The organism is Elioraea tepida (genome assembly GCF_019203965.1).
GTDB classification, from domain to species: domain Bacteria; phylum Pseudomonadota; class Alphaproteobacteria; order Acetobacterales; family Acetobacteraceae; genus Elioraea_A; species Elioraea_A tepida.
Genome location: NZ_CP076448.1, coordinates 661,632 through 683,166, shown reverse-complemented (window position 1 = coordinate 683,166; position 21,535 = coordinate 661,632). Strand labels below are relative to the sequence as shown.

General features: G+C 69.8%; 23 protein-coding genes. 9 read left to right on the top strand and 14 right to left on the bottom strand.

The annotated features are described in order from the left end of the window. The first annotated feature begins 45 nt into the window (after positions 1-45). Positions 46-2,613 (top strand): hybrid sensor histidine kinase/response regulator, encoded by a 2,568-nt coding sequence (locus tag KO353_RS03240; RefSeq protein ID WP_218286329.1) that lies wholly within the window; start codon positions 46-48, stop codon positions 2,611-2,613. Position 2,614: 1 nt separating this feature from the next. Continuing rightward, positions 2,615-3,091, top strand: coding sequence for a chemotaxis protein CheW (locus tag KO353_RS03235; RefSeq protein ID WP_218286328.1), 477 nt, complete (start codon positions 2,615-2,617; stop codon positions 3,089-3,091). Between the two features lie 9 nt (positions 3,092-3,100). On the opposite strand, the gene KO353_RS03230 is transcribed toward KO353_RS03235, so the two are convergent. Genes KO353_RS03230 through KO353_RS03205 form a run of 6 tightly spaced genes read right to left on the bottom strand, consistent with a single transcriptional unit; the run spans position 3,101 to position 10,754 of the window. After that, a complete protein-coding gene (locus KO353_RS03230; protein ID WP_328774496.1) occupies positions 3,101-4,642 on the bottom strand; it encodes a TRAP transporter large permease in 1,542 nt (513 codons plus the stop codon). Positions 4,643-4,668: 26 nt separating this feature from the next. Continuing rightward, positions 4,669-5,217: a TRAP transporter small permease subunit gene (locus tag KO353_RS03225; protein ID WP_235692004.1), complete on the bottom strand. Its 549-nt coding sequence runs from the start codon at positions 5,215-5,217 to the stop codon at positions 4,669-4,671. Between the two features lie 7 nt (positions 5,218-5,224). Further along, positions 5,225-6,310: a TRAP transporter substrate-binding protein gene (locus tag KO353_RS03220; RefSeq protein ID WP_218286327.1), complete on the bottom strand. Its 1,086-nt coding sequence runs from the start codon at positions 6,308-6,310 to the stop codon at positions 5,225-5,227. A 59-nt stretch (positions 6,311-6,369) separates the two neighbouring features. Further along, positions 6,370-7,899, bottom strand: a complete 1,530-nt coding sequence (hutH, locus tag KO353_RS03215) for a histidine ammonia-lyase (protein ID WP_218286326.1) — start codon at positions 7,897-7,899, stop codon at positions 6,370-6,372. Beyond that, positions 7,892-9,562 (bottom strand): urocanate hydratase, encoded by a 1,671-nt coding sequence (gene hutU / locus KO353_RS03210; RefSeq protein ID WP_218286325.1) that lies wholly within the window; start codon positions 9,560-9,562, stop codon positions 7,892-7,894. The genes hutH and hutU overlap by 8 nt, the downstream gene beginning before the upstream one ends. Positions 9,563-9,620: 58 nt before the next feature. Continuing rightward, the gene (locus KO353_RS03205; protein ID WP_218286324.1) at positions 9,621-10,754 is read right to left on the bottom strand and encodes a mandelate racemase/muconate lactonizing enzyme family protein; all 1,134 of its coding nucleotides are present in this window, start codon (positions 10,752-10,754) and stop codon (positions 9,621-9,623) included. Between the two features lie 104 nt (positions 10,755-10,858). On the opposite strand from KO353_RS03205, the gene KO353_RS03200 reads away from it, so the two are divergent. Then, entirely contained in the window at positions 10,859-11,053 is a 195-nt protein-coding gene (locus tag KO353_RS03200) for a hypothetical protein (protein ID WP_218286323.1), read from the top strand. Between the two features lie 11 nt (positions 11,054-11,064). Here KO353_RS03200 and KO353_RS03195 read toward each other — a convergent pair whose 3' ends face one another. Genes KO353_RS03195 through phnG form a run of 8 tightly spaced genes read right to left on the bottom strand, consistent with a single transcriptional unit; the run spans position 11,065 to position 17,466 of the window. Beyond that, positions 11,065-11,754, bottom strand: coding sequence for a DUF1045 domain-containing protein (locus KO353_RS03195; protein ID WP_218286322.1), 690 nt, complete (start codon positions 11,752-11,754; stop codon positions 11,065-11,067). 14 nt (positions 11,755-11,768) lie between these two features. Beyond that, complete coding sequence (locus KO353_RS03190; RefSeq protein ID WP_218286321.1) at positions 11,769-12,911, bottom strand: alpha-D-ribose 1-methylphosphonate 5-triphosphate diphosphatase; 1,143 nt, start codon at positions 12,909-12,911, stop codon at positions 11,769-11,771. Further along, positions 12,908-13,615 carry a phosphonate C-P lyase system protein PhnL gene (phnL, locus tag KO353_RS03185; protein ID WP_218286320.1) on the bottom strand — a complete coding sequence of 236 codons (708 nt, stop codon included), beginning with the start codon at positions 13,613-13,615 and terminating at the stop codon, positions 12,908-12,910. The genes KO353_RS03190 and phnL overlap by 4 nt, the downstream gene beginning before the upstream one ends. Continuing rightward, positions 13,612-14,391 (bottom strand): phosphonate C-P lyase system protein PhnK, encoded by a 780-nt coding sequence (phnK, locus tag KO353_RS03180; protein WP_218286319.1) that lies wholly within the window; start codon positions 14,389-14,391, stop codon positions 13,612-13,614. The genes phnL and phnK overlap by 4 nt, the downstream gene beginning before the upstream one ends. Beyond that, positions 14,388-15,290, bottom strand: a complete 903-nt coding sequence (locus tag KO353_RS03175) for an alpha-D-ribose 1-methylphosphonate 5-phosphate C-P-lyase PhnJ (protein WP_218286318.1) — start codon at positions 15,288-15,290, stop codon at positions 14,388-14,390. Before KO353_RS03175 ends, phnK begins: the two co-directional genes overlap by 4 nt. Beyond that, positions 15,287-16,396, bottom strand: coding sequence for a carbon-phosphorus lyase complex subunit PhnI (locus tag KO353_RS03170; protein ID WP_218286317.1), 1,110 nt, complete (start codon positions 16,394-16,396; stop codon positions 15,287-15,289). Before KO353_RS03170 ends, KO353_RS03175 begins: the two co-directional genes overlap by 4 nt. A 3-nt stretch (positions 16,397-16,399) precedes the next feature. Further along, positions 16,400-16,990 (bottom strand): phosphonate C-P lyase system protein PhnH, encoded by a 591-nt coding sequence (phnH, locus tag KO353_RS03165; protein WP_218286316.1) that lies wholly within the window; start codon positions 16,988-16,990, stop codon positions 16,400-16,402. Beyond that, positions 16,987-17,466 (bottom strand): phosphonate C-P lyase system protein PhnG, encoded by a 480-nt coding sequence (phnG, locus tag KO353_RS03160; protein WP_218286315.1) that lies wholly within the window; start codon positions 17,464-17,466, stop codon positions 16,987-16,989. Before phnG ends, phnH begins: the two co-directional genes overlap by 4 nt. 97 nt (positions 17,467-17,563) lie before the next feature. On the opposite strand from phnG, the gene phnF reads away from it, so the two are divergent. The 6 genes from phnF to KO353_RS03130 all read left to right on the top strand — a co-directional run bounded on the left by phnF (position 17,564) and on the right by KO353_RS03130 (position 21,528). Next, a complete protein-coding gene (gene phnF, locus KO353_RS03155) occupies positions 17,564-18,361 on the top strand; it encodes a phosphonate metabolism transcriptional regulator PhnF (RefSeq protein ID WP_235692003.1) in 798 nt (265 codons plus the stop codon). Beyond that, a complete protein-coding gene (locus KO353_RS03150) occupies positions 18,312-19,532 on the top strand; it encodes an alpha-D-ribose 1-methylphosphonate 5-triphosphate diphosphatase (protein WP_328774495.1) in 1,221 nt (406 codons plus the stop codon). Before phnF ends, KO353_RS03150 begins: the two co-directional genes overlap by 50 nt. Positions 19,533-19,732: 200 nt before the next feature. Continuing rightward, positions 19,733-20,098 carry an ATP-binding cassette domain-containing protein gene (locus tag KO353_RS16255; protein WP_235692002.1) on the top strand — a complete coding sequence of 122 codons (366 nt, stop codon included), beginning with the start codon at positions 19,733-19,735 and terminating at the stop codon, positions 20,096-20,098. A gap of 124 nt (positions 20,099-20,222) precedes the next feature. Further along, positions 20,223-20,762, top strand: a complete 540-nt coding sequence (gene idi / locus KO353_RS03140; protein ID WP_218286313.1) for an isopentenyl-diphosphate Delta-isomerase — start codon at positions 20,223-20,225, stop codon at positions 20,760-20,762. Positions 20,763-20,771: 9 nt separating this feature from the next. Continuing rightward, positions 20,772-21,263: a TspO/MBR family protein gene (locus tag KO353_RS03135; RefSeq protein WP_218286312.1), complete on the top strand. Its 492-nt coding sequence runs from the start codon at positions 20,772-20,774 to the stop codon at positions 21,261-21,263. After that, positions 21,256-21,528 carry a hypothetical protein gene (locus KO353_RS03130; protein WP_218286311.1) on the top strand — a complete coding sequence of 91 codons (273 nt, stop codon included), beginning with the start codon at positions 21,256-21,258 and terminating at the stop codon, positions 21,526-21,528. Before KO353_RS03135 ends, KO353_RS03130 begins: the two co-directional genes overlap by 8 nt. Positions 21,529-21,535: the final 7 nt, after the last annotated feature.

The following is a 21,535-nucleotide window of genomic DNA, read 5'->3' as shown; positions in this document are numbered from 1 at the left end:
TTTGGTCGATCAGGGTCGAATGGCGGCGCTTCTGGAGGTGCGCCGATGGACGACCTGCTCAAGGATTTCCTCACCGAGACGGCAGAGAGCCTCGCCGAGCTCGACACCGCCCTGATCCGGCTCGAGCAGGCGCCGGATGACGCCGAGACGCTCGCCCTGATCTTCCGCCTTGTCCACACGATCAAGGGCACCTGCGGCTTCCTCGGCCTCGCCCGTCTCGAGAAGGTGGCGCACGCCGCGGAGAACGTGCTCGGGCGTTTCCGCGACGGGTCGATGCCCGTCACCACCGGGGCCATCTCGGTGGTTCTGCGCGCGATCGACCGGATCAAGACGATCGTCGCCGACCTCGAACGCACCGGCTCGGAGGTTCCTGGCGACGACGGCGACGTCATCGAGGCGCTGAACCGACTGCTCTCGGGCGAGCAGGTGGCGCAACCGACCGCCCAGACGCCCGCGGCTCCGGCGCAGGCGGATCGCCCGGCCGCCCAGACGCAGACAGCCGAGCCCGACACGCAGCCCGATCAGACCCGCGACGTGACGGAGACGCTCGCGGCAAAGCAGACCATCCGCGTTGGTGTCGACGTGCTCGAGGATCTGATGACGCTCGTGAGCGAACTCGTGCTCACGCGCAACCAGCTCCTGCAGCTATCGCGCACGCACGAGAACAATCCCTTCACCGTGCCGCTGCAGCGCCTCTCGCACATCACCTCCGACCTGCAGGACGGGGTGATGAAGACGCGCATGCAGCCGATCGGCAATGCCTGGAACAAGTTCCCCCGGCTTGTGCGCGACCTTGCGCACGAGATGGGCAAGAAGATCGAGCTCTCGATGATCGGGGCCGAGACGGAGCTCGACCGGCAGGTGCTCGAGCTGATCAAGGACCCGTTGACGCACATGGTGCGCAACAGCGTCGACCATGGCCTCGAACGGCCGGAGGAGCGACGCGCCGCCGGCAAGCCGGAGACGGGGAGGCTCGTGCTGAACGCCTTCCACGAGGGCGGGCACATCATCATCCAGATCAGCGACGACGGCCGCGGCCTCAACACGGCGCGGATTCGCGAGAAGGCGGTGGCGCAAGGGCTCGCGACCGAGGCCGAGGTCGCCGCCATGCCTGACAGCGAGGTGCACCAGTTTATCTGGCGCGCCGGCTTCTCGACCGCCGCCGCCGTCACCGCCGTGTCCGGCCGCGGCGTCGGCATGGACGTGGTCAAGACCAACATCGAGAAGATCGGCGGCACGATCGAGCTGCGATCTGTGGAGGGCCAGGGCACCACCTTCACGATCAAGATCCCGCTCACGCTTGCGATCGTCGCCGCCCTCGTGGTTCAGGCGGGCGGCGAGCGGTTTGCCATCCCGCAGATCAGCGTGGTCGAGCTTGTGCGCACCGGCGGCGGATCGGACGCGACGATCGAGCGGATCAACGAGACACCGGTGCTGCGCCTGCGCGACCGGCTCCTGCCGCTCGTCGATCTGCGCCAGCTGCTCGGGCTTGCGTCCGAGGGCGAGCGGACGGCTGATGCCGGCTCGGGCGCGTTCATCATCGTCTGCAAGGTCGGCGTGCAGGTATTCGGGCTGATCGTCGACCGCGTGTTCGACACCGAGGAGATCGTGGTCAAGCCTGTGGCGCCGATCCTGCGCCACATCACCCTGTTCTCGGGCAACACGATCCTCGGCGATGGCAGCGTGATCATGATCCTCGATCCGAACGGGATCGCGCGCGCCGTCGGGATCGGAACCCGCGGCGGCGGCGATCGCGAAGAGATCGCCGTCGCCACCGCCGAGGCCACCGCCGAGTCAGAGCGGACGGCGCTGCTCCTGTTCCGTGCCGGCGGGGCGGAGCCGAAGGCGGTGCCGCTCGGCCTTGTGGCGCGGCTTGAGGAGGCGCCGGCCGAGTCGATCGAGCGGGCCAACGGCGCGCTCGTGATGCAGTATCGCGGCCGGCTGATGCCGCTCGTCCCGATCGACGAGGCGTTCTCGGCATCCGCCATGAAGGAGCGCCATCCGGTGCTCGTGTTCAACGAGGGCGAACGGTCGGTCGGGCTGATCGTCGACGAGATACTCGACGTGGTGGAGGACAGGCTCCGCGTCGAGCTCGCCGCCGATAGGCCGGGCTTCCTCGGCACAGCGACCATCGCTGGACGCGCCACCGAGGTGCTCGACACGGGGCATTGGCTTCGCCGCGCCTATCCCGACTGGTTCATGAAGCGATCGGCCGGACAGGCGGAGGCTCGACGCCGCGTTCTCGCGCTCGATGACAGCGCCTTCTTCCGGCAGCTCCTCGTGCCGGTGCTCGGGGCAGCCGGCTACGAGGTGACCGTGGTGGACAGTGCTGCCTCGGCGCTCAAGCTTCGTGATCGTGGCGACATGTTCGACGCCATCGTCTCCGACATCGAGATGCCGGAGATGGACGGCATCGCCTTCGTGTCGGAGGTGCGGCGCGGCGGCGCCTGGGCGAGCCTGCCGGTGATCGCGCTGACGAGCCGGGTCTCGGAGGCCGACATCGCCCGCGGCCATGCCGCCGGATTCTCCGACTATGTGGCGAAGTTCGACCGGGACGCGGTGCTGCGTGCGCTCGAGCAGGCGCTCTCGGTCCGGGAGGTGGAGGCAGTCTGAGATGACGACCGTGATCGAGAAGCGCCGTCCGGCGCGCGCGAGCTCGGCGAGCGAGGAGTTCGTCACCCTCACCGTCGGCGGCCAGCTCTGCGGCATTCCGGTTCTTACAGTGCGCGACATCCTCGGGCCGCAGAGCGTCACCCGCGTGCCGCTTGCGCCGCCCGAGGTCGCGGGAAGCCTAAACCTGCGGGGGCGGATCGTGACCGCGATCGACCTGCGGCGACGGCTCGGCCTCTCTCCGGCGGGCGAGGGGGCGCGTGCGATGAGCGTGGTGGTCGAGGTGTCGGGCGAGTTCTACAGCCTGCTTGTGGATCAGGTCGGCGAGGTGCTCTCGCTTGACGGCGAGACGCGCGAGGCGAACCCGCCCACGCTCGATCCGCGCTGGCGCAGCGTCTCCTCTGGCGTGTTCCGGCTTCAGGACAAGCTCATGGTCGTGCTCGACGTTGAGCGCGTGCTCGACTTCGGCGCCGGCGGCTGAGCCCGGGCGTCAGAACAGCGCCCTTGGCAGCGCGGTCGCAAGCTCCGGGAAAGACGCGGTGATCGCGAGCGCAACAAGCTGGATCGCGACGAACGGGGCGACGCCACGGTAGATGTCGAGCGTTCGCACGCTCTCCGGAGCGACGCCGCGCAGGTAGAACAGGCTGAAGCCGAAGGGCGGGGTAAGGAAGCTCGTCTGCAGGTTGACCGCGACGAGAACGCCGAACCAGATCGGGTCGACATCCATCTGCAGGATGATCGGCCCGACGATCGGGATCACGATGATGCAGATCTCGACGAAGTCGAGAAAGAAGCCCAAGGCGAAGATCACCGCCATCACGGCCGCGATCGCGCCGGCCGCGCCGCCCGGGATCGCCGACAGCGCCGCGTGCACCATGTCGTCACCGCCCAAGCCGCGGAATACGAGCGCGAACAGGGTCGCGCCGATCAGCATCGCGAAGATCATCGCCGTGATCGTCGCGGTGGAACGGCAGACGCCAGCGAGCACGCCGGCGCGGGCCGTGACCGCGAGAGCATGGCCGATCGCGACCGCAAGCCCGGCCGAGCACAGCGCCGCGGCGGCGATCGCTGCCTGATCGGCAAGCGGCGGGGCGGAGCGGCCGAGTCTGAGGTCGAACAGGCTCGCGAGCACGACGAGCCCGAGGACGGAGGCGAGCGACAGGGACGCCGGCCAGACGGCGCCCGCGAGACGCCGCGCCGCGAGCAGCGTCGCCCCGACGGCACCGACCGAGGCGGCCTCCGTCGGCGTCGCGACACCGCCGAGGATGGAGCCGAGCACGGCGACGACGAGCACGATCGGCGGCACCAGAGCGCCGAGGATCTCTCCGCGGCTGACGGCCCCCTCCGGTTGCACCAGGGCAGGGGCGATCGCGGGCCTCAGCCAGGCCGTCACCGCTTGGTAGAGGATATAGAGCGCGACGAGCAGGAGCCCGGGCAGGAGGCTTCCCGCGAAGAGCTCGCCCACCGAAACGGTCTGGATCGAGAACAGGCCCTTGGCGAGCTGCGCCTGCTGGTAGGCGGCGGAGATGATCTCGCCGAGGATCACCATCACCGTCGAGGGCGGGATGATCTGCCCGAGCGTACCGGCCGCACAGATCGTGCCGCAGGCGAAGCCCGCATCGTAGCGGTTACGCAACATCGCCGGCAGCGCCATCAACCCCATCGTCACCACCGTCGCGCCAACGATGCCGGTGGAGGCAGCAAGCAGCGCGCCGACGACCGTGACGGAGATCGCAAGCCCGCCGCGCAAGCGGCCGAACAGCCGGCCCATCGTCTCGAGCAGGTCTTCGGCGATTTTCGACCGCTCGAGCATGATGCCCATGAACACGAAGAGCGGGATCGCCACCAGAACCTCGGAGGTCATGGTGCCGAAGACGCGCTGCGGAAGCGCCCCGAGGAGGCTCGGCGTGAACACGCCGAAGGCCCAGCCGAGCGCGCCAAATACGAGCGCCGAACCGGTGAGGATGAACACGACCGGGAAGCCGGAGAGGATGCCGACACAGAGGGTCGCGAACATCAGGACGTCGAGCACGCCCCCGCCCGTGCTGCCCAAGGCCGTCAGGCCCCGTTCGCGAGCTGGCCGGCGCGGTGGTCGACGCGTCGGCCGACAAGCGTAAGCGCACAGCGGCAGAGATGTGCCACCGCCTGCAGCAGCAGCAGGATCGCCATCGCCGGGATCAGCGACTTGAGGAGATACTGGTAGGGGATGCCGCCATAGGCGATGGCCCCTTCGCGGATACGCCAGGAGGCGGCGACGAACGGCCAGCACGTCCAGAGCATCAGGAGGCAGAACGGGATCACTGCGACGAGGACGCCGATGAGGTCGATCAGGGCGCGGCGTCGCGGGGGAAGGGCGGCGTAGAGGACGTCCACGCGTACATGCCCTTCCTGTCGCATCGTGAAGGCGATCGCGAGCATGAAGAGGGTGGCGTGGAGGTAGATCACCGCCTCCTGCATCTGGATCAGGCTCGTCGAGAACGCGTAGCGCAGCACGACGACGGCGAACTGAACGAGCACAAGCGGCACGGCAAGCCACCTCACCGTGCGGCCCAACCGGTCGGAGAACGCGTCGAGCGCGCGGCCGGCCACCTCGAGCGCCCGGATCACGCGCCGCTCAGCTCCAGCGGGCGAGCGCGCGCCCGGCGTTGACGGGCGCGTGGGCCTCGGCCGCGTAGTCCACCGCCGTCTCGCGATAGGCGATGTAGCTCTCGATGATGCGCCGGTTCAGGGGGTCCTGGTCCTCACGCAGCTCGCGGATGAAGCGGGCGGCGGCCTCGGCCATCGCGCGCAGGATCGGCTCCGGAACGGAGCGCACGGCGATGCTCTGCCGCTCCACCATCTCCTTCAGCGCAAGCGGATTGAAATGGTCCCACTCAGCGACGCTTTCCTCGTTGTAGCCTTCGCAGGCGAAGCGAACGGCCGCCTTGAGATCGTCCGGCAGGGTGTCGAACCGTGCCTTGTTGATCACCGTCTCGAGGCTCGCGGAGGGTTCCTGGCCGCAGGGGCGGTAGTAGAACCGCGCCACCCTGCCGAAGCCGAGCGGGCCGTCGGCCCAAGGGCCGGCGAACTCGGCAGCGTCGATCGTGCCGGCCTGAAGAGCCTGGAACACCTCGCCCACCGGCATCTGCACCACCGATGCGCCGAGCCGCTGATAGAGCCCGCCGATCAGCCCGCCGGCACGGAAGCGAAGGCCCCTGAGATCATCGGGTGTGGCGAGCTCGCGGCGGAAGAAGCCGGTCCATTGCGGCCCGGAGTTGCCGCACACGAACGGCTTGAGGTTGAACCGGGCATAGAGCTCGTCCCACATCGCCTGGCCGCCGGCATTGCGCAGCCAGCCGGTGAGCTCGGTCGTCGTCAGGCCGAAGGGGAAGCTGCCGATGATCGCCGCCGCGCGCGAGCGCGCGAACCAGAAATGCGGTGTCGAATGGTAGAGATCGGCCGTCCCTTGCGAGACGGCGTCGAACACGCCGAAGGCCGGAACGATCTCGCCTGCGGCGAACACCCGCACTATGATTCTCCCGCCCGTGGCCTGGCCGATGCGCTCGGCGATCCGGTTCGCACCCGTACCGGTGCCGGGCAGGTTCCGGGGCCAGGAGGTGACCATGCGCCACTCGATCCTGCCCTGCGACAGCGCAGGTGCCGCGAGCGCGACCGACGCGGCCGCCAGAGCCCCTGCCTTTACCACGCCTCGACGTTTCATCCGCCCCCTCCTTATTTGCGCCGGATGATAGACGACCGCGATCGTCCCGGAAGACCCCCTCATGCGCGCGAGGGAAGCGCGATCGGCGCGAACGCGGCAAGCCTACCGCCTGCGACCAGCGCGGTCGCTGCCGCGATGTCGGGGGCCATGGCCCGGTCGTTCTCCCAGCGGGGGACGTGCTCGCGCAGCGCCGCGATCGCGGCCTCGATGGGCTCGGAGGACCGGAGCGGCCTATGGAACTCGATCCCTTGCGCCGCGGCGAGCGCCTCGATGGCGACGATGCCCGCAAGATTCGCCGCCATCTCGCCGAGCCGGCGGGCAGCATGCGTCGCCATGCTCACATGGTCCTCCTGGTTGGCAGAGGTGGGGAGGCTGTCGATGCTGCGCGGGTGAGCGAGGGCCTTGTTCTCGGCAGCGAGCGCAGCGGCGGTGACATGCGCGAGCATGAACCCCGAGTTCAACCCTGGGTCAGGGACGAGAAAGGCGGGGAGGCCGGTCATCACCGGGTCCGTCAGAAGCGCGATCCGCCGCTCGGCGAGGCTTCCGGTCTCGGCAAGCGCAAGCGCGAGCAGGTCGGCCGCGAAGGCAACAGGTTCCGCATGGAAGTTGCCGCCCGAGACGATCTCGCCGCTGTCTGCGAACACGAGCGGATTGTCGGAAACGGCGTTCGCCTCCGTCTCGAGCGTGGCGGCGGCGGTGTGGATCAGGTCGAGCACTGCACCCATCACCTGCGGTTGGCAGCGGAGCGAGTAGGGGTCCTGCACGCGCGGGTCCCCCACGCGGTGGCTCTCGCGTATCGCGCTGCCGGCAAGCAGGCGCCGCAGCGCCGCGGCGGCATCGATCTGACCGCGATGCCCCCGCACCTCCTGGATCCGCGCCTCGAACGGCGTATCCGACCCGCGCGCGGCATCGACCGACATCGCCCCCGTCACCAAGGCGGAGGCGAACAGATCCTCTGCGGCGAACAGGCCGGCGAGCGCGAGCGCGGTGGAGACCTGCGTTCCGTTGAGCAGAGCAAGCCCTTCCTTCGCCTCGAGAACGAGCGGTTCGAGGCCGGCGGCACGAAGCGCCTCGGCGCCAGCCACGACGCGCCCATCGGGCAGCGTCGCCTCCCCCTCGCCGACGAGGACGAGAGCGAGATGCGCGAGCGGGGCGAGGTCACCCGAGGCGCCGACCGAGCCCTGGCCTGGGATCACCGGCAGGACGGAGGCAGCGAGCAGACGCTCGAGCGCTTCCACAATGGCTGGCCGTACGCCCGAGAAGCCGCGCGCGAGGCTCATCGCCTTCAAGGCGAGCACGAGCCGGACGATGGGCTGAGGCAAAGGCGGGCCGGTTCCGGCGGCGTGGCTGCGCACGAGGTTCAGCTGCAGCGCGCGCACATCCGAAGGCGCGATCCGCGTCTGGGCGAGTTTGCCGAAGCCGGTGTTGACGCCATAGGCGGTGTCGCCGCGGCGGATCATGGCCGAAACGGTCTCGGCCGAAGCCTCGACGGCCTTGCGCCAGCCCTCGGCAAGCGTCACGCCCGCTCCCTCGTGAATGTGGCGGAGCGCGGCGAGCGTCACCGCCCCCGGCGTCAGACGCTCAAGCATCGAGCATCGGCAGATCGAGCCCGTGCGCGCGGGCGCAGGCGATGGCGAGATCATAGCCTGCGTCGGCGTGGCGCATCACGCCCGTTGCGGGGTCGTTCCAGAGCACGCGGGCGATCCGTCGCGCCGCCGCCTCCGTGCCGTCGCAGACGATCACCATCCCCGCATGCTGGCTCCAGCCCATGCCCACGCCGCCGCCATGGTGCAGGCTCACCCAGGTCGCGCCCGACGCGGTGTTCAGAAGCGCGTTGAGGAGCGGCCAGTCCGACACCGCATCCGAGCCGTCGGCCATCGCCTCGGTCTCGCGGTTTGGACTCGCAACCGAGCCGCTGTCGAGATGATCCCGGCCGATCACGATCGGAGCAGAGACCTCACCGCGCGCGACCATCTCGTTGAAGGCAAGCCCGACCCGATGGCGCTGGCCGAGCCCAAGCCAGCAGATCCGCGCGGGCAGGCCCTGGAAGCGGATTCGCCGTGCTGCCATGTCGAGCCACCGGTGCAGATGAGGATCGTCGGGGATCAGTTCCTTCACCTTCGCATCGGTCGCGGCGATGTCGGCAGGGTCGCCCGACAGCGCCACCCAGCGGAACGGGCCGATGCCGCGGCAGAACAGCGGGCGGATATAGGCTGGAACGAAGCCCGGGAAGGCGAAGGCGTCGGCAAGCCCCTCCTCCTTCGCCATCTGCCGGATGTTGTTGCCGTAGTCGACCACGGGGATCCCCATCCGGTGCCAGGCGAGCATCGCCTCGACCTGGGCGACCATGCTCCGGCGTGCCGCCGCCGCCGTGCCGCGCGGGTCGGAGATGCGTCGCTCCTCCCACTCCGCGAGCGTCCAGCCGGCGGGGAGGTAGCCGTTCACCGGGTCATGCGCGCTCGTCTGGTCGGTCACCGCATCGGGACGCACGCCTTGCGCGACCAAAGCGGGGTAGATCTCGGCTGCGTTGCCGAGCACAGCGACCGAGAGCGCGCGCCTCTCCGCGCAGGCGGCGCGCACCATCGCGAGCCCTTCCTCGAGGCTCTTCGCCCAGACATCAACGTAGCCTGTCGCGAGCCGCTTCTCGATCCGGCTCGGCTGGCACTCGATCGCAAGCATTGAGGCGCCGGCGAACACCGCGGCGAGCGGCTGTGCGCCACCCATGCCGCCCAGGCCCGCGGTGAGGATCCATCGCCCTTCCATGCTGCCGCCATAGTGGCGCCGGGCGAGCTCGGCGAAGGTCTCGTAGGTGCCCTGCACGATCCCCTGGCTGCCGATGTAGATCCAGCTCCCCGCCGTCATCTGGCCGTACATCATCAGCCCCTTGCGGTCGAGCGCGTCGAAATGCTCCCAGGTCGCGTAGGCTGGGACGAGATTGCTGTTAGCGATCAGCACGCGCGGCGCGTCAGGGTGGGTGGGGAAGACGCCGACGGGCTTGCCTGACTGCACGAGCAGGGTCTGGTCGTCGGTCAGGCGCTTCAATACGGAAACGATCCGGTCGAACGAGGGCCAGTCGCGTGCGGCGCGGCCGATCCCGCCATAGACGACGAGCTCGTCCGGCCGCTCGGCGACCTCCGGGTCGAGGTTGTTCATCAGCATCCTCAGCGGCGCCTCGGTCTGCCACGAGAGCGCGCTGCGCTCCGGGCCGCGGGGGCTTCGGATCACGCGTCGGTTGGCGGGCTGGTCGGGCATCGGTGTCTCCTCGCTGCGCGCCATGAGACGGCAGCGGGGCGGCGGCTGTCCAGCCCGTTCACGCCTCGCCGGCGAGGCGTCGCACGGCGTCGGGGTCGAGCGCGATCCCGAGGCCCGGGCCGTCGGGGACGGTGAGGTAGCCTTCCTCTGGAAGGAGCGGCGTGGCGAGCAGCGCGTCGCGCAACGGGTTCTCGCCGACGTCGTATTCCACGAAGGTGGGATCGGGGGGATGCGTGGTCGCCGGATAGGGGGCATGTGTCGCGACGAGGTGCACCGCCGCGGCGAGCCCGATCGCCGAGCCCCAGACATGCGGGCTGAGGCGCTTGTGGTGGAGGTGGCAGAGCTCGGCGATCAGCTTCCCCTGGGCGAGCCCGCCGCAAAGCGTGAGATCGGGCTGCCAGATGTCGGCGCAGCCCTCCGTGCCGAGCCGGAGGAACTGATGCGCGGTGTAAAGCGCCTCGCCGGTTGCGATTGGAACCGGAGAACGGTCGCGCAGCCAGCGATAGCCCGCCCAGTCGAGCGGCGCGAGCGGCTCCTCCACCCAGTGGATGTTGAATCCTTCGATCGCGCGGATCGTGGCGAGCGCCTGGTCGGCCGTGCAGTTGCCGTTGATGTCGACCATCAGCGTGAAGGCCTCGCCGAGCGTTTCGCGGGCGCGCGCCACACGCGCCCGATCCTCCGCCACGGAATGGCCGATCTTCATCTTCGCGGCGAAGAAGCCGCGGCCGAGGAAGCGTTCCAGCATCGCATCGAGGCTCGCCTGCGGCTCGGCCGTCATGTATCCGCCGGAGGCGTAGACGGCCACGCAGTCCGCCACCTTGCCGCCGAGAAGGGCGTGCACCGGAACGCCGAGGCGTTTGCCGATCGCGTCATGGGCGGCGATGTCAATGCCCGAGGCGAGCGCCAGCATTTGGTTCTCGATACCGAAATGGTAGTTCCGCCCGAGCACGAGCTTGAGCGCCTGGGCATGCGCGAACAGGTCGCGGCCGATCCAGGCGTCCTGCACCGCATCGAGATAGCCCCGAACGGCCGCAGGCGGCCCCCAGGCCTCGCCGATGCCGACGATCCCGTCATCGGTCTCGAGCTCGACGAGGCAGCATTGGCGTGCCTTCGAGAGGCCTCGTGCCATGCCGTAGGGCTCGGCCAAGGTGTGGCGGAGCGGGGTGAGCCGAATCTCGCGGATCCGCGTCATGCGCCTCTTATCTCATGCCATCTCGGCGTTGAGTATGGAGTGCGGGTCGCACAAGGGGAAATGAGGGGACTGCGCGTCGGCGGGCGCTGTCGCCGCAACGCCTCGTGCGTTCACCGATCTGCTCTGCCCTGGTCGCCTCCGCGCTCGTCGGCGAGGTCGATCCCGCGCGCCTCGCCGCCGGCCTGCCGAACAGCGCCGGCCCTGTCGGGTGGACCCTGTTACGGCTCCGGGCCGAGCGTCTCGGCGACTTCCGCTCGCTGAGCGCCGAGGCATTCTGCCGCAAGTACGATCCGCAGTGACGGGCAGAGGCTCACCCGGCGAGCGGGAAGCGGCGCAGCAGGGCGAAGGGCGCACCGGGCGCAGGCTCGCCAAACAGGGCGATCGCATCGGCGACAAGGGGCACGGCGAGGGCGTCGGCGAGGTGCCGGGCGAGCAGGGCGCCCACCGTGTGGCGCTCGTCGGCCTCGAGGCGCGCCGTCAGGGTCATGTGGAACCGGAATCGGTCCATCACGTAGGGGTAGCCCCAGAGCGCGAGATTGCGTTCCTCGACCGGATCGAGCGGACGGCTCCGCCGGCGCGCGAGCTCCTCCGGTGCGGGCGGGCTGCGGAACCGGTCGAAGCGCCGCACGCAGTCGGCCGCCAAGGCGTCGAGAGCGGGCGAGGGGCAGGCAGGGAGGAGCGCGAGGAACCCAGAGAGCGAAGCGACCATGAGCGGCGGCATGGCGAAGGCCTGCCGCGAGGCGGCGAAGGCGTCGAGCGCCTTCTCGAGCGCCGGGCGATCGGTTCCGGGGGCGAGCGCGAAGGGGGGCTTGAGCGTGGCATGCCAGCCATAGCGTCGCGGCTCGGCGGTGATGGCGGAGAGGCGCTCCGGAGCGAGACCCGCGAGCACCGGCTGCGGGAGGTCCTCGCCGGTCTCTGGGTCGCGCCCGAGCAGGCGGCAGCCGGCGTTCCAGAGCGGGTGGGAACGGCAGGGAGCGAAGTAGATGGCGTAGCGGTGCACGAGCGCCCGGCGGCTCAGGCGATCCGCCGCCCCTCGCGCCAGACCTGACGCACCAGCGGGTGGCCGTCGGCGAGATGCACCTGGACGAGATCGGCCCTCAGATCCGGCGCGATCGCGCCGCGATCGTCGAGGCCGACCATCAGGGCCGGCTTGCGCGTCACCGTCGCGACGGCCTGGGGAAGCGGGAGGTGCAGGCGATCGTGAAGGAGGAAGGCGGCATTGAGCATCGCTGCCGGAACGTAGTCGGAGGCGAGCACGTCGACGAGATCCTCGCGGATCAGGTCAGCTGCCCGCACATTGCCGCTGTGACTGCCGCCGCGGACGACGTTTGGCGCTCCGGCGACGATGCCCATCCCGAGCGCCCGGGCAGCGTGTGCCGCCTCGGCAGTGACTGGGAACTCGCTGATGCCGATTCCGGCGGAGGCCCACTCCTCCACTTCCTCGGCCGTCCGGTCGTCGTGGCTTGCGAGCGGGATGCCACGGCCCGCGACAGCCTCGAGGATCGCGGCGCGGTTGGCGTCGCGCACGCGCGCGCGCATCGCCCAGCGCCGGGCGATGTAGGCCTCCGCCTCCGCCTCGCTCATGCCGAGGCTTTTGGCGTTCTTACGCTTGAACTTCTCGATGTCGGCGAACTGGCCCACCCCCGGTGTGTGGTCCATCAGCGACACCATGCGCACGAGCGGATCGTCGGCGACGAGGGCGAAGCTCTCCTGCATGCCCTCGACGCTGATCTCGCAACGGATATGCAACAGATGTTCCGCCCGCAGAAGCCCGCGCGGGGCAAGAGCACGCAGTTCCGCCACCCCTTCGCGGAACATCTGGTCGCGTTGGTCGGCATGCTCAACCTCGCCCACGCAGAGCGCGTCGAGCACGGTCGTGATGCCGGCGGCCGCGACCTGCGCGTCGTGCGCGAGCAGAGCGGCGCGCGAGGACCAGCGCACGCCCGGGCGCGGCATCATGTGCTTCTCGAGATTGTCGGTGTGCACATCCACGAGGCCGGGCAGGAGCAGGTCACCCTCGAGGTCCTGCGCGGTGGGGAGCTGCGACCGGCCTTGGTCGATGTGCGCGATCCTGCCCGCGCGCAGCACGACCGTGCCGTCGAACACTTCATCGGGCGCGACGATCCGCGCGTTGGTGAGCACGACCTCCCCGCTCATGCCGCCTCCGCTGCGAGCGGCAGAACGGAGAGGGTGCGCGTGGCGACCGCTTCGCGTACCTCGGCGTCGTGGAAGATGCCGATGATCGCCGCACCGCGCGCCTTTGCCTCCTCGATCAGCCCGATCACGACCCGTCGGTTCGGTGGGTCAAGGCTCGCCGTCGGTTCGTCGAGCAACAGAAGGGGGTAGGGCACAGCGAAGCCGCGAGCGAGGTTCACACGCTGCTGCTCGCCTCCCGAGAAGGTCGCAGGCGGGAGGTCCCAAAGCCGCTCGGGCAGGTTCAGACGTGCGAGCAGGGAGCGGGCGCGCGCGATCGCCTCCCCATCGGAGAGGCCCGCGCGGCGCGCTGGTTCGGCGACGATCGCGAGCGTCGGCACGCGCGGGATGACGCGCAAAAACTGCGAGACATAGCCGATCGTGCGTCGGCGCAGGTCGAGCACGCGCTGCGGTGTTGCGGCGGCGAGGTCGACCACCTCGTCGCCGTCACGCACGAGGATCCGGCCGGCGCCGGCAAGATAGTTGCCATAGAGGGCGCGCATGAGCGTGCTCTTTCCTGCACCCGAGGGCCCGACGAGGGCAAGACACTCGCCGCGGTGGAGCACGAAGCTCACGCCGTCAAGAACGGAAAGGCGACGCGCGCCTTGCAGATGCAGCGTGAAGGTCTTGGAGAGGCCTTCGACCGCGAGGACGGGGACGTCGGTCATGCCTGGAGCACGGAGGAGACGAGGAGCTGGGCGTAGGGATGCTGCGGATCGTCTAGCACCTGGTCGGTCAGGCCTGCCTCGACGACGCGCCCACGCTGCATCACGAGCATCCGGTCGGCAAGAAGGCGTGCGACTGCGAGGTCGTGCGTCACGATCACTGCGGCGAGGCCGAGCTCGCGCACCAGGCTACGGATCAGGTCGAGCAGCCGCGCCTGAACCGAGACGTCGAGCCCTCCCGTCGGCTCGTCCATCAGCACGAGCCGCGGGTTGGTGACGAGAACGCGCGCGATCTGAAGCCGCTGCTGCATGCCGCCCGAGAAGATGCGCGGCGGGTCATCGATCCGGCCGGCGTCGATCTCGACGCGCGCGAGCCAGGCGGCGGCCTCGGCGCGGATCCTGCCCCAGTGCCGCGCGCCCGCGGCCATCAGACGCTCGCCGACATTGCCGCCGGCGGAGACGGCCATGCGCAGGCCGTCGCGCGGGTTCTGGTGCACGAAGCCCCATTCCGTGCGCGCGAGCAGGCGGCGTGCGGGCTCGGGCAGCGCGTGCACGTCAACCGTCTCGCCCGATCGCCTGCGGTAGAGCACGCGGCCGGAACAGGGCGCGAGATCGCCGTGCAGCGTTCGCAGAAGCGTGGTCTTGCCGCTGCCGCTCTCGCCGACGATCGCGAGCACCTCGCCGGGCCAGAGCGAGAAGGACACGCCCGAGACCGCCTCGATGCGGCCGAAGCGCACGGTCACCCCTTCCGCTTCGAGCAAGGGCGCTTCGGGTGTCATGCGCCACCGTCTGCGGCGATGGGGTGCCCGGCTTGCGCGCCGCGGTGGCCGGCCGCGCGTCGCGTCGCGCACCAGTCGGTGTCGCTGCACACGAACATCCTTCCCCCGCGATCGTCCACCACTACCTCGTCGAGATAGGACGTGGTGGAGCCGCAGAGATCGCAGGCTTGGTCGGCGCGCCAGGGGTGGAACGGGTGGTCCTCGAACGCGAGGCTTTCGACGGAAGTGTAGGGCGGCACGGCATAGATCCGCTTCTCGCGCCCCGCGCCGAAGAGCTGAAGCGCCGGCGAGCGGTTCATCTTCGGGTTGTCGAAGCTCGGGATCGGCGAGGGCGCCATCACGTAGCGTCCGCCGACCAGCACGGGGTAGTCGTAGGAGAGCGTGATCCGCCCGTGCCGGGCGATGTCCTCGTAAAGCTTGACATACATGAGCCCGTAATCGGCAAGCGCATGTATCCGGCGCGTTTCGACCTCGCGCGGCTCGAGCTTCCTAAGCGGCTCCGGCTGCGGCACCTGGTAGACGATGATCTGTCCAGCACGCAGCGGCTCCTCCGGGATGCGATGCCGCGTCTGGATGATGGTCGCCTCCGACGTCCGCTCGGTCGTGCGCACGCCGCTGACGCGGGCGAAGAAGCGTCGGATGGAGACGGCGTTGGTCGTGTCGTCGGCTCCCTGGTCGATCACCTTGAGCACGTCGTCGCGGCCGATGATGGCGGCGGTGACCTGCATCCCGCCGGTCCCCCAGCCGTAGGCGAGCGGCATCTCACGGCTCGCGAAGGGCACCTGGTAGCCGGGGATGGCAATGGCCTTGAGCAGCGCCCGGCGGATCATCCGCTTCGTCTGCTCGTCCAGATAGGCCTCGTTGTAGGCCGGATCAGGCCCGCGCGGGGGAGCGGTCATTCCGCTGCCTCCTTGAGCTCACCGGGCCCGCCGCCGCGACGCTCGGCGGCTTCGGCGCGCAGCCTGCGGATCAGCTGCAGTTCGGACTGGAAATCGACATAGTGCGGCAGCTTGAGGTGCTGCACGAAGCCCGAGCTTTCAACATTGTCGCAGTGGCTTAGGACGAATTCCTGATCCTGCGCGGGGTGTGAGACCTCCTCGCCGAGCTCGGCCGCCATCAAGGCCCGATCGACGAGCGCCATGCCCATCGCCTTGCGCTCGCAATGGCCGAAGACGAGACCGTAGCCGCGAGTGAACTGCGGCGGTTCCGTGCGGCTGCCGGTGAACTGGTTCACCATTTCGCACTCAGTGACGAAGATGTCACCGATATCGATGGCAAAGCCGAGCTCCTCCGGAACGATCTCGACCGCGACCGAGCCGTAGCGCAGCTCGCCGACGAACGGGTGCGTCCCGCCATAGCCGCGCTGGGTCGAATAGCCGAGCGCAAGAACGAACCCCTCGTCGCCGCGCGCAAGCATTTGCAGTCTTACGGCGCGGTTCGCCGGGAAACGCGGCGGGTCGCGTGTGATGTCGGGAGGGTCGGCGGCATCTTCGGCCGTCTCGGGGCGCAACAGCCCTTCCGCCTCGAGCAGCGACGAGACATGCGGCATGGCTGTCGCGAGCGGGGCATCGGCGCGCGGAGCAGCGGGACGCTGCCGCGTCTCGACGAGGGAGAAGTCGAGCAGACGGTGCGTGTAGTCGTAGGTCGGACCGAGCACCTGGCCGCCGGGAAGGTCCTTGTAGGTGGCGCTGATCCGGCGTTCGACTGCCATCCTGCCCGTGTCGATGGGAAGGCTTGCGCAAAATCGCGGCAGGGTGGTGCGATAGGCGCGCACGAGGAAGGCAGCCTCGACGAGATCGCCCTGCGCCTGCTTGATCGCAAGCGCCGCAAGGTCGCGGTCGTAGAGCGAGCCCTCGGCCATCACGCGATCGACCGCAAGCCCGAGCTGCCCGGCGATCTGCTCCGGCGAGAGCTCCGGCACGGCCGGGTCGCCACGCCTGACCTCGTCGAGCACCCTATCGCTGTTCTCGATCGCCCGCTCGCCTCCCTTCACCGCGACATACATGGTTCAGCGCTCCAGAGGGCTCAACGACGTGCTGCGGGGCAGGGCGACGAGCCGTGCTCCCGCGACGAGGAGTGTGTCGACGCCGCGCGGGAACAGGCGATGGTTCTCGGCGCGATCGGCAACGAAACGAGCAGGCACGCCCGCAGCACGAAGCTCGCGCGTGCCGTCGATGCCCGGGCCGGAGAGGGCGAACGCCTCGCCCTCCCCGAGCGCTTGGACTGCGAGCACGAGGGTTGCCGACCGGTCGGGATACTCGTCACTGCCCGCGCGCAGCCGCGCATGGGGCGGCGTCCGTGACGCTGCCGTCACGAACACAAATGACGCCTCGCCCGGGTCGTCGACGAGGCGACAGCCGCAGTGGAAGCGAAGCCACGCACGAGCCTCTGCGCCCCCGTCGTCGAGCCAGAGCGGCGTGTCCCCGTCGAGCAGCGTCAGTGCCACCGCAGCCATGGCCGGCGGAAGCGGAGCGGGCGGCGTCGGCGGCGCGCAGGGGACGACGATCGACCCGGGCCGCGCCAGCGCCTCGAGCAAGCTGCGGAAGGCGCGCTGCGCATCGCGCACCGGCGAGGCAAAGCCAGCCGCAAGCCCGGTCATCCCATCCTCACGAGGCCGTAGAAGGAAACCTGCGTCGCCGCGGCGCGGCGGGAACGGTCAAGGCGAGCCTCCTCCTGCGCGTGGGCCATCGCCTCGATTTTCGGCGCCAGCGCCTGGGCAAGCGTGGGATCAAGCAGCGCGGCGTCGAGCACTGCGGCAAGCTCGGCGCGCCGCGCGTCACGGCCGGCAAGATAGACATGGCCGACGCGCCCGTCGGCGAGCCGGACGGCGCAGCGCGTCACCGTCATCTCGCCGAGATTGAATGCCTGACCCTTGCCGTCCATCCGCCCGCGCACCATCACCATGCCTGTCTCGGGGCCGCGCAGCCTCTCCCAAGCGGGCAGAGGGCCGGCCGCGGCGAGGGCATGCTCGAGCTCAGCGAGGGGGGCGCGCGCCAGCACCGCCATGCGATGGCGACGCGCCTCCTCTAGGGCTGCGCCGGCCGGTGCTGTCGGGAAGGGTTGCGCGTCGTTCATTCCCTGACGTATCGTCTAGATGTTTATTCATACCATCAGCCCCGGAAACCGGGCAACGGCGGAGCGTATGATCGATCGATGACGTTTTGCGAACGTGATGGCTGCACCAGCGGCAAGCGACGACGGGAGCGGAATGGCGCGGATTGACCCTGCGCCGAACGCCCCGCAGGGGCCGGTGATCGAACGGCGCTCCGGCATCACGCTCTGGCGGCAGATCGAGCAGAGCATCGAGGCCGACATCGTCGGCGGCAGGGCCGTCTCGGGCAGCCGCCTGCCGACAGAGGCGGAGCTTGCCTGCCGGTTCGGCGTCAACCGCCACACCGTCCGCAGAGCGATGGAGGAGCTCGAGCGGCGCGGCCTGGTTCGGATCGAGCAGGGGCGTGGCAGTTTCGTGGCCGAGGACGTGATCGACTACCGGATCGGCCCGCGCACGCGCTTCTCCGAAGTCATTGCGCGAAACAACCGCGCGCCCTCGGGGCGAATCCTCTCGATCGCGGAGGTTCAGGCGTCCGACGCTGCCGCTGCCGCGCTCAAGCTTCGCCGTGGCCGGCGGCTCTGGTGCGTCGAACGCCTCGGCCTTGCCGATGGCGTTCCGGTCGCCTATGCGCTGCACCACTTCCCGAGGGCGCGGTTTCCCGGTCTCGCCGAGGCTCTGGCCCGCGGCGGCACGCTGACGCGTGCGCTCGCCGCCTGCGGCCTCGCCGACTATGCGCGCGCGACCACGCGCGTCACCGCCCGGCTGCCGACGCCGCGCGAGGCCGAGCATCTGCGGCAGCCGCGGAACCGTGCCGTGATGGTCTGCGAGAACGTCAACGTCGATCAGGACCGCGTGCCCGTCGAGTATTGTGTCGTGCTCTACCCGGCGGGCCGGGTGCAGCTCGTCTTCGAGTTCTGACGCGCCAGCGCGGTGCGGTCGATCGCGATCACGGGGGCGCGCGTGCTGGCCGAGGACGGTGAGCACGAAACAGGCTGCCTTGTCGAGGACGGGCGGATCGCATCGCTCGGCGGCGCCGTGCCCGGAGGCGCTCGTGATCGACGGCACGGGGCTCTGGCTGCTGCCGGGCCTTGTCGACCTGCATGGTGACGCCTTCGAGCGACAGCTGCAGCCGAGACCTGGCGTGGATTTCCCCGCCATCGCGGCGCTGATCGACACCGACCGGCAGCTCCTCGCCAACGGGATCACCACCGCCTTTCACGCCATCACGCTCTCCTGGGAGCCGGGGCTGCGCAGCCTCGAGACCTTCCGCGCCCTGCTCGCTGCCTTTGCCGCGCTCGAGGGCGCGCTCGGCGCCGACAACCGAATCCATCTCCGCCTCGAGACCTTCGCGATGGACCAGTGGCCGGACGCGGCCGCGGCCATCGCTGCCGGTCGCGTTCATCTCCTCGCGTTCAACGACCACACGGCCGAGATCGCGCGACGTGCCGAGGACTCTGCCCGCGCCGCGCGGTACGCCGACCGTGCCAAGGTAAAAGCCGCCGAACTTGCGGCGCTGGCGGGCGCGATGCTCGCCCGGAGCAGCGAGGTCGAGGCCTTCGTCGCCGAGGCGGCGCGGCTTGCGCGGGCGCACGGCCTTCTCATGGCCAGCCACGACGACGCCTCGCCCGAGAGCCGCGCCCGCTGGCGCTCGCTCGGCTGCACGATCTGCGAGTTCCCGATGAACGCTGAGACCGGGCTTGCCGCACGCGCGGAAGGTGAGAGCGTGATCATGGGCTCTCCGAACGTGATGCGCGGGGGGAGCCATCTTGGCTGGCACAGCGCCGAGGCGTTGGTGCGCGCCGGCGCCTGCGACGTTCTCGCATCGGACTATTTCTACCCGGCGATGATCAATGCCGCCTTTGCGCTTGCTGCGCGCGGCGCGCTTCCCTTGGCTGAGGCCTGGGCGCTCGTCTCACGCAACCCTGCCCGCGCCGCAGGCCTCTCCGATCGCGGCCGGATCGCCGAAGGGCTTCGGGCCGATCTCGTCCTCGTCGAGCCCGCCGCGCCCGGAGGTCCGAGGGTGGTCGCGACGATCGCGGCCGGCAGGCTTGCCCATCTCACGCCCGAGGCGGCAGCGCGCCTCCGCTGACGTGGTGCAGCGGACGGGAAGCCGCGGCCACGGCGGGGCGTGTCATCGAAGGGTCACGCATCTTTCGCGCCGCTTCGGCTATCCGCAACGGTGGCAGGCGATGCGACGGGGGGCGAATGCTCGAACTCGATGGAGTCACGCGACGGTTCGGCGCCGTCACGGCCGTCGACTCCGTCACCCTCGCGATCCCGAACGGCCAGATGCTCGGCGTGATCGGCCGCTCCGGTGCCGGCACGTCAACGCTCTTGCGGATGATCAACCGGCTCGTCGAGCCGAGCGAGGGGAGGATCCTGTTCGAAGGCGTTGATGTGACCGCTCTCCGCGGCCGGCGGCTTTGCGACTGGCGCGGCCGCTGCGCGATGGTGTTCCAGCAGTTCAACCTGGTGCAGCGGCTCGATGTGCTGACCAATGTGCTGGTCGGCCGCCTGAACCATCGCGGCACACTGTCGTCGCTGCCAAGCTCTCCTCGGCCGAGGAGCAGGCGAAGGCGATCCGCGCGCATGTCTGGTTCGCTCTCACCCACGCCGGCTCGCAGCGCGCTGACACGCTTTCGGGCGGGCGCCTGAAGCGCACGCTCCCTCCTCGGCGAGAGTGCGGTCTCGCCGCCCGCCCGAGGCGTGCTCGCGACGATCGGTCGGCACGGCACCCTAAGGCTTGGCATGCCCCGCTTGTCAGCTTAAGTTGACAGGCATGCAGGAGGAGGTCGTTCTCGTCGACCGGCAGGACCGGCCCGTCGGGACCATGGAGAAGCTTGCCGCTCATCGCGAGGGGCGGCTGCACCGGGCGCTCTCGGTCGTGCTGCGCTCCGCCGACGGGCGCCGGCTGCTTCTACAGCGTCGGGCGGCGTGCAAGTATCACTCGGGCGGCAGATGGACCAACACCTGCTGCAGCCACCCCCGCCCCGGGGAGGACCCCGCCGACGCTGCCGTGCGGCGGCTCCGCGAGGAGATGGGGATAGAGGTCGATCGTCTCGACCCCCTGTTCACCACCATCTACTGCGCCTCGGTCGGGGACGGGCTCACCGAGCACGAGTTCGTCCATGTCTTCGGCACGGTCTGGGACGGTCCCGTCCATCCCGACCCGGCGGAGGTGGCCGACTATGCCTGGTTCGACGCGGCCGAACTCCGCGAGGACATTGCAAGAAACCCAGAACGCTACAGCGCATGGTTCAGAACCTATGTCGAGCGTTTCTGGGACCGCATGGCTGGCGCTTCCGAAACCGCCGCCTAGGTCTCCCCGATGAACGCGCGACCTTCGAGCCGGCTTGTGCCGATGCTCGTCGCTGCCGGCGCGGCGATCCTCGTCGCCGCCGTTGGCGCCACCATGACCGATATCGGGCCGTGGTATCAGGGGCTCGCCAAGCCGTCCTGGCAGCCACCCGACTGGCTGTTCGGGCCGGCCTGGACCGTGATCTTCTCGCTCGCCGCCCTCTCCGCCGTCACCGCCTGGCGCGACGCGCCGGACCAGCCGAGCCGGGAGTGGATGGTCGGTCTGTTCGCTGTCAATGGCGTGCTCAACATCCTCTGGAGTGCGTTGTTCTTTCGGCTTCGTCGTCCTGACTGGGCGCTCGTCGAGGTGGTGTTCCTCTGGCTGTCGGTGCTCCTGCTGATCCTCGTCCTGAGACGCTACAGCCGCACGGCCGCGCTTCTCCTTCTGCCCTATCTCGCCTGGGTCGGCTTCGCCGCGGTGCTCAACCTCGCCGTGGTCCGGCTGAACGCCCCCTTTGCCTGACCTCGCGGGCCTCATCGGGTCCGGGGCTCTGCTCGACGTCCTCTTGGCAGGGCTGGTTCTCGAAGCGGCCGTCCTTCTGGCTCTGGCCCAGAGGAGCCGCCGCGGCATCCCTGCCCGGTCCCTGCTCGCAACACTCCTTGCCGGGGGGCTGATCCTGTGCGCCTGGCGCCTCTCCGTTGCCGGGGCGTGGTGGGGGTGGGTCGGGCTCGCCCTCGCCGCCGCCCTCGCCGCCCACATCGCCGACCTTGCCCAGCGCTGGCGGTGACGCGCCA